This is a genomic window from Nostoc sp. (assembly GCF_036917315.1).
Classification (GTDB): domain Bacteria; phylum Cyanobacteriota; class Cyanobacteriia; order Cyanobacteriales; family Nostocaceae; genus Nostoc.
This window is the reverse complement of sequence record NZ_JBALDR010000070.1, coordinates 64,316-71,082: the sequence shown is the minus strand read 5'-3', so window position 1 is coordinate 71,082 and position 6,767 is coordinate 64,316. Positions and strand designations below refer to the sequence as shown.

General features: G+C 40.4%; 6 protein-coding genes and 1 pseudogene. 3 read left to right on the top strand and 4 right to left on the bottom strand.

The window, feature by feature from the left end; translation table 11 throughout:
* Window positions 1–25 precede the first annotated feature (25 nt).
* From V7K84_RS32760 to V7K84_RS32745, 4 genes are all read right to left on the bottom strand, one after another.
* Window positions 26–244 carry a hypothetical protein gene (locus V7K84_RS32760; protein WP_334844462.1) on the bottom strand — a complete coding sequence of 73 codons (219 nt, stop codon included), beginning with the start codon at window positions 242–244 and terminating at the stop codon, window positions 26–28.
* Window positions 244–621: a hypothetical protein gene (locus V7K84_RS32755; protein WP_334844460.1), complete on the bottom strand. Its 378-nt coding sequence runs from the start codon at window positions 619–621 to the stop codon at window positions 244–246. The genes V7K84_RS32760 and V7K84_RS32755 overlap by 1 nt, the downstream gene beginning before the upstream one ends.
* Window positions 622–624: 3 nt before the next feature.
* On the bottom strand, window positions 625–3,945 hold the full coding sequence (locus V7K84_RS32750; RefSeq protein ID WP_334844459.1) for a CHAT domain-containing protein: 3,321 nt from the start codon (window positions 3,943–3,945) through the stop codon (window positions 625–627).
* Window positions 3,946–4,163: 218 nt separating this feature from the next.
* The gene (locus V7K84_RS32745) at window positions 4,164–4,445 is read right to left on the bottom strand and encodes a hypothetical protein (protein ID WP_334844457.1); all 282 of its coding nucleotides are present in this window, start codon (window positions 4,443–4,445) and stop codon (window positions 4,164–4,166) included.
* Window positions 4,446–4,622: 177 nt separating this feature from the next.
* Between V7K84_RS32745 and V7K84_RS32740 the strand changes: the two genes are divergently transcribed.
* The 3 genes and pseudogenes from V7K84_RS32740 (at window position 4,623) to V7K84_RS32730 (ending at window position 6,767) form a co-directional block, all read left to right on the top strand.
* Window positions 4,623–5,060, top strand: a complete 438-nt coding sequence (locus V7K84_RS32740) for a hypothetical protein (RefSeq protein WP_334844455.1) — start codon at window positions 4,623–4,625, stop codon at window positions 5,058–5,060.
* A gap of 558 nt (window positions 5,061–5,618) precedes the next feature.
* Window positions 5,619–5,805: pseudogene (locus V7K84_RS32735) on the top strand (hypothetical protein).
* 95 nt (window positions 5,806–5,900) lie between these two features.
* Window positions 5,901–6,767 (top strand): Rpn family recombination-promoting nuclease/putative transposase, encoded by an 867-nt coding sequence (locus V7K84_RS32730; RefSeq protein WP_334844471.1) that lies wholly within the window; start codon window positions 5,901–5,903, stop codon window positions 6,765–6,767.

The following is a 6,767-nucleotide window of genomic DNA, read 5'->3' as shown; positions in this document are numbered from 1 at the left end:
CTCTTAAATGATGGAGAGCTTATTATTAAATGGGGAAGAAAAATAAAAAACAAGGGAAATGCTGTTTGTGCAAATTAAAAGCACAACAGCTTAAATCTTTCAACCCAACAAAAGTTAGCGAACTCTCACCTACTTTCACCAGATTTTCCCACAACAGATTAGCATCTGTCACAACTTCACCGGGAAGTTCAGTTAGGGTGTGGCGGAGATGAAAAGCATAGAGGCTGAGGCTGAAATTCTTCACTATTTTTTGTCGGGTTTCGTGTTTTCAGACAAAGGAGAGTTATTTTTTATGGCGTTATCTACAAGTTCCTTTGATGGTTCACTAGGTTGATTGGCTTGAGTCTGGGATTTACTATTAGCTATTCCTATGTTTGTATCTCCATCAATAGGAAATTCAGCAGCAAATAATATCAAATATTGCTTGTAGGCTTCTAGAAGTTGACTACGGGATTCTAGTTTCAACCAATTTTCTAGTATTTCTGAAATTTCGTCATTGTCATCTGGTAATTGACTCGATAGTTGCTGCAATTTCTCCCTGTCTTGAGTAGAAATCAATTCTGGTTTATAGTCAAGTATTTGTTGAATAAAAGCTTGGATGCTATTTTTATAAACTGACATTTTCTAAACTCCTTTACCTATGTTACAAAAAGCAGCCCAATAAAAAGGTGATTCAAAGGGCTTGGTTAAGGCATTTTTATGCTTATCATCAAAGTATTGATTTATTCGTGCTTGCCAATGTAGACTTAGCGAGCAGTTATTCAACCAATCTTGAAATCCTTTGACTGTGGTATCCCTTAACCAACGTTGTGCTGTATTTAGAGCTAATACAATATTACTTTGCTGCTGTAGTCCTTCGTAAAATTTAATCATCAATAAAGCTGTAGCAATAGCATCGACGGTCCAAAGGCTACTGACTACATTGGTGCTACCAGCTAACAAAAATCCACTGGGTAAACCAATGTATTCATCACTCGTGCTTGTAGAATCTGTAACACCAGTTTCGCAAGCAGAGAGAGTGACTAGGCGACAGTTTTCTAGTTTAAAGTGAGTAATGATATCTGCTAAAGTCAGGTTTCCATCAGCTAACTGTAAACCAGAATCTTGGGGAGAAGCAAAGTTAAAGTATCCATGACAGAAGAAAAAAGCACAGTTAGCTTTCAGCAATTTTTGATTTAGTGTGACATTGTGAATATTTTCATTAATGCCGAGCAAAATTGCTGACTTGGTAGCTTGGTCTTGCTTCAAAATCTTAGCATCAGCAAACTGTTTCTTGATGGTTCCAACGGCTCCTAAATCTTTTTCGTAATCTTGATATAAATCTTTTGTAGGGTTTTGGATGGCAAAGAAAGATTGAAAATCAGGACGTTGACGCAGTTGCACTTGTTGCAGAAGTTGACAACTGGGTGCATAGCCTACGCCGTTGGGGAATAAGTCAATTAGGTATGATTCTTTGACAGGTAAAGCATGGAGAGGAACCAGGTGTAAGTAGCGATGAGGAATAAGGATTAATATGTCGCACTGTTTAGGTACTTGGTCTAAGATTTCTTCAAGATGCAGAATTTCTGCTAACTTTTTTAGGCGTTCTTCTAGCTGATTCTGCCATTGGATTTTATTTTCGTCTTCCGGGTTGTTGTAGTCATCTAAATATTCATTTGTCCAATCGATTAAGGCATCTAAGTCTTGTTCATTAGAATGCCAGATGGCTGGCTTGTTGTCGCGGGTGATAATGAAAGCACGAAAACAATCATTAAAAAGATACCATTCGATGATTGCAGTTTTGTTCTCTAAAAGCTTCTGAATTTCTCTAAAGTGGATACTGCTACCAACGAAAGGCAGATTTTCTGGATTTGTTAATGTTGCTTTGGCTAACAGTTCTACTAAATTGCGGGTTTTACTACGTTCAATATATTCTATTGCTTCCGTGTCTCTTGCCAATGCTAGGCAAACTTCCACCATGCACCTATAAAGTTGATTCCATTCTTCTGCTTGTTTACGCTTGGCTTCTTCGCCAGAAACAATATCTCCGCGCAAAGCTTCGACTGTAGCAATGGCAGAAACAAAGGTATTGTAAGCTGAGTCAAATAGTTTTTCCTCTTGGTATAAACTGCCGAGATTTAACAAAGTTTCTGCATTGTCTTGGGGAAAGGCGCTGCGGGTTCTAACTTCCAGTGCAGCAGAATACGCCGCGATCGCACTTTCAATATTCTCGCCTCGTTCTCCTAATATTCTCTCACCGTAAGCAAGCCCCAGATTATTTTGCGTACCTGCCCAATTAACAGGAAAGGCGCTGCCAGTTAATACTTCCAGAGCAGCAGAATAAGCAGCGATCGCCAATTCAATATTCTCGGCTCGTTCTCCTAATATTCTGTCACCATAAGCATTCCCTAGATTATTTTGCGTTGTTGCCCATTTTTCAGGAAAGGCGCTGCGGGTATATACAGACAGTGCAGCAGCATAAGCAGCGATCGCACTTTCAATATTCTCGGCTCGTTCTCCTAATATCCTGTTACGGTAAGCATTCCCCAGATTATTTTGCGTACCTGCCCAATCAACAGGAAAGGCGCTGCAAGTTAATACTTCCAGTGCAGCAGAATAAGCTGCAATCGCACTTTCAATATTCTCGCCTCGTTCTCCTAATATCCTGTTACGGTAAGCATTCCCCAGATTATTTTGCGTCATCGCCCAATCAACAGGAAAGGCGCTGCGGGTATATACAGACAGTGCAGCAGCATAAGCAGCGATCGCTAATTCAATATTCTCGGCTCGTTCTCCTAATATCCTGTCACCGTAAGCAATCCCCAGATTATTTTGTGTCGTTGCCCATTTTTCAGGAAATGTGCTGCGGGTTATAACTTCGAGTGCTTGATTATAAGCAGCGATCGCACTTTCAATATTCTCGGCTCGTTCTCCTAATATCCTGTCACCGTAAGCAATCCCCAGATTATTTTGCGTCGTTGCCCATTTTTCAGGAAAGGCGCTGCGGGTTCTAACTTCGAGTGCTTGATTATAAGCAACTATCGCTAATTCAATATTCTCGGCTCGTTCTCCGAATATTCTGTTACAGTAAGCATTACCCAGATTATTTTGCGTTGTTGCCCATTTTTCAGAAAAGGCGCTGCGGGTATATACAGACAGTGCAGCAGAATAAGCAGCGATCGCTAATTCAATATTCTCGGCTCGTTCTCCGAATATTCTGTTACGGTAAGCTTCCCCCAGATTATTTTGCGTCATTGCCCATTTTTCAGGAAAGACGCTGCGAGTATATACAGACAGTGCAGCAGAATAAGCAGCGATCGCCAATTCAATATTCTCGGCTCGTTCTCCAAATATTCTGTCACCGTAAGCAATCCCCAGATTATTTTGCGTCATTGCCCATTTTTCAGGAAAGGCGCTGCGGGTATATACAGTTAGGACGATTTCGTAGCCAGCGATCGTAATTTCCATATTGCTGGCTTTGCTACCCAAGGGGAACTGCTGAATCCGATTACTAAAATTAACAATGTCTGCGGCAATGTATTCTGCTCTATCTGCTTCCGCTTCTGCTAAGGTATTTGTTGCCCAACGGCGCAATAATTTCGCAAAAATATCATTGAGTTTATCGGTATTTGCTGCCAGCAATGGGTAAATTACTTGAGCATCGCCGTTGCTGTCTGCTGTTGCTTGCAGTATTTCTATTAAAAATTGCTCGTAAGTCTCTATATCTTCTTCGGTGATGAGAGTAGTTTCTGGGGTAGTGAGATATGTTGCTAAGTTTCTCAACCACTCGGCAGTATTTTCCTCTCCCTGCTGGGCAAAATGGTCTGCTGCTGCTACAACAACCTGCACAAAGTCAGCATCTAGCAATTCTGTATTCGCTGCTAATATCTCTGGTTCTTCCCCGCTAGGGCAATCTAGCAGGGTTTGAATTAGCTGATTATAAGCGTATAAACGCTGTTCGTTCATGAGCAAGTGTGAGTTAGACGCATCTTGATTGAAGCTTCAACAATATTATGCTCAATTTCTGAAAAATTAGACACAAAGTTGACAGTCCCTACAATTTTCTGAATCGAGATTTCTTTTCACGTCATCTGGAAAAACCCACGAAAAACCTAACCCCCTAACCCCCTTACCGATGCGGGAAGGGGGAAAATTCAAAGTCTCTCTCCTTGCAGGAGAGAGATTTAGAGAGAGGTTTTCCAGATCCCGTGAAAAGTCAGCTTAGGCGATCGCATTTGCTGATTTGGAGTTCGCATTTGTTGATTTGGAGTTCGCATTTGTTGATTTGGAGTTCGCATTTGTTGATATGGCGATCGCATTTGCTGATTTGGAGTTCGCATTTGTTGATTTGGAGTTCGCATTTGCTGATTTGGAGTTCGCATTTGCTGATTTGGAGTTCGCATTTGCTGATTTGGAGTTCGCATTTGCTGATTTGGAGTTCGCATTTGCTGAATTGGAGTTCGCATTTGCTAATTGCACTTATTCTCAAACAACAAATAGATATGAAAAATAAGTAAAAATACAGACAAACTCGTAATTATTTCGTTGAAGTTTTAATAAAACAAATCCATAAAACTACCCATCTCAGGCAAAAGGATACTCCACTATGTTGAAAAAGGAATTCTTAAAAAAAAGGATATCTCATGTCTTTAAGAACTCGTACTTCTGCTGCTGTTGACAAAGCCCAACTTCGTCTCGCCTTGCTTAAATCCGTTGATGAAAATCTGGATTTAGGACATGGATTAACCATTGAAGCCTACAACCACCTCATCAACACTACCCGTGCGACATTAGAAGCTCATAACACGCTTGTGTCCAATCTTGAAGAATCGCGTAAGACAATTATCCAGATGGATAAAGCCCTCTCCGAAATATCTGAACGAATGCTAAGTGGAGTTGCAACTGTCTACGGCAGAAACAGCATACAGTATTCTAAAGCTGGCGGCTCTAATGGAAAAAGAAATAAAAAATCTAGTTCAAAAGTTGCTCCAGTTGTAGCAGTTCTTCCCACTCAACCGGCTCAAGCTGCAATTGCGAGTGCGTCAACTAACGGTAACGGCACAACTCCTTTGCTGCACTGATCCACTTTCTACATAAATATAGCGCCGTGTCAAGCCTAAATTTCTGCATTATAAATGTAAGTTAGATTGACGTAATTAAACCCAACATAGATCGTATTGTTGGGTTTCGCAAAGCCTTAACCCAAACCAAGTTTAATCCATCTAAATTTTATAGTGGCGAGATTATGCTGTAGGTTAAATATCAACAATCAACTAATTAGATAAAAACATCTCACAATCACTTCCATAATTAGTTCATATATTTAGTTTTAACCCGTCCAAAAATATAATTTGGACGGGTTGATTTGTTGTAAACATTTTTGCATTAGTAGTTAGCTTGTATAAGATTATACTGTATTATCAAAAGCATAAGAAAAGCGATCGCCCTCCGAGAAGAGTCTGCGTAGGGGTAGCCCGTCGTAGACATCGCTTTTCTTTAAACCCCTACTCTAGGAGTCAACTACAATAATGACATAAGTACAAAAGTTCGTAGAAAATCAAAAGTTCGCTGAAGCACAGTTGCAACAGTATTTGAGTAGCGAAGACTTCGATGCACTCATCTTCAAACAATCTGCTCAAATGCTATTCTCTAATAGAGAACCAATTAAACACTTATTGATTGGTTCTCCGAAAGCCGTCACCAGCACAATTCACTCATTTACAGGTGATTGGCTATGCAAGTGTTGGAGACTAGAGTCAACTACTACCAACTGCTAACCCTGGCGAGGTAATGAGTATTTTAAGCCGTCAGATTTTAGTTTCATAAAAAACGGCGGAAAACTCCATTCACTTATGGGTGGAGTTTTTCATAATTCCATACCCAAATATGCAATTAGACCACAACATATCAAATATAAGCCCTTGAGTTACGATAACACCTGCAAATATCTTGCCGAAAAATATCCTGGTGACTTCGCCAGATGGTTACTTGCATCTGACACCTCAGATATCCAAGTACTCAAAACCGAACTCAACCTCGAACCCATTCGCGCTGATTCGGTGACGTTTCTGCAAATCGCCAACCAAATCTTACATTTAGAGTTTCAAACTACACCCAAATCTAAAACTCCGCTTGATTTTCGGATGCTGGATTACTACACCAGATTAAAACGAGAATACTGGTGTGATATTGAGCAGGTGTTGATTTTCTTACAACCCACCTCCTCAGAAATTGTTTTCAATACTCAGTATGTAGATAAAAAAACCAGACACGAGTATCGAGTGATTCGTTTATGGGAAGAAGATCCCACACCACTGCTAGCTAACCCCGCACTTTTACCACTCGCGACATTAGCCAGAACCGACTCACCGAGAGACTTGTTAACTCAAGTCTCTGCTAATGTCGATATGATTGAAGAAATAGACGAGCGACAAAATATATCAGCTTGCGTACAGGTTTTAGCTGGTTTGCGGTTTGATAAAAGTTTGATTACACAGCTTTTCAGAGAGGAAATTATGCAAGAATCTGTGATTTACCAAGACATTCTGCAAAAGGGATTGCAACAAGGAGAAGAACGAGGAAAGAAACAGGAGGCGCTACAACTGATTATGCGTCAGTTAACACGTCGGGTTAGCGCAATTGAACCAGAGATAGAACAGCAGATTCGCACATTATCTATTACTCAACTAGAAGATTTAGCCGAGGCGCTGTTAGATTTCTCCAGTCAAAGCGATTTAGTCAATTACTTAGGAAATATTTCTTTACCTCAACCTAATCAGGAAGATTAG

Excerpts from the sequence above, each read along its gene's own strand:
- V7K84_RS32755 (WP_334844460.1), bottom strand. The coding sequence starts at position 621 with ATGTCAGTTTATAAAAATAGCATCCAAGCTTTTATTCAACAAATACTT.
- V7K84_RS32750 (WP_334844459.1), bottom strand. The coding sequence starts at position 3,945 with ATGAACGAACAGCGTTTATACGCTTATAATCAGCTAATTCAAACCCTG.
- V7K84_RS32740 (WP_334844455.1), top strand. The coding sequence starts at position 4,623 with ATGTCTTTAAGAACTCGTACTTCTGCTGCTGTTGACAAAGCCCAACTT.
- V7K84_RS32745 (WP_334844457.1), bottom strand. The coding sequence starts at position 4,445 with ATGCGAACTCCAATTCAGCAAATGCGAACTCCAAATCAGCAAATGCGA.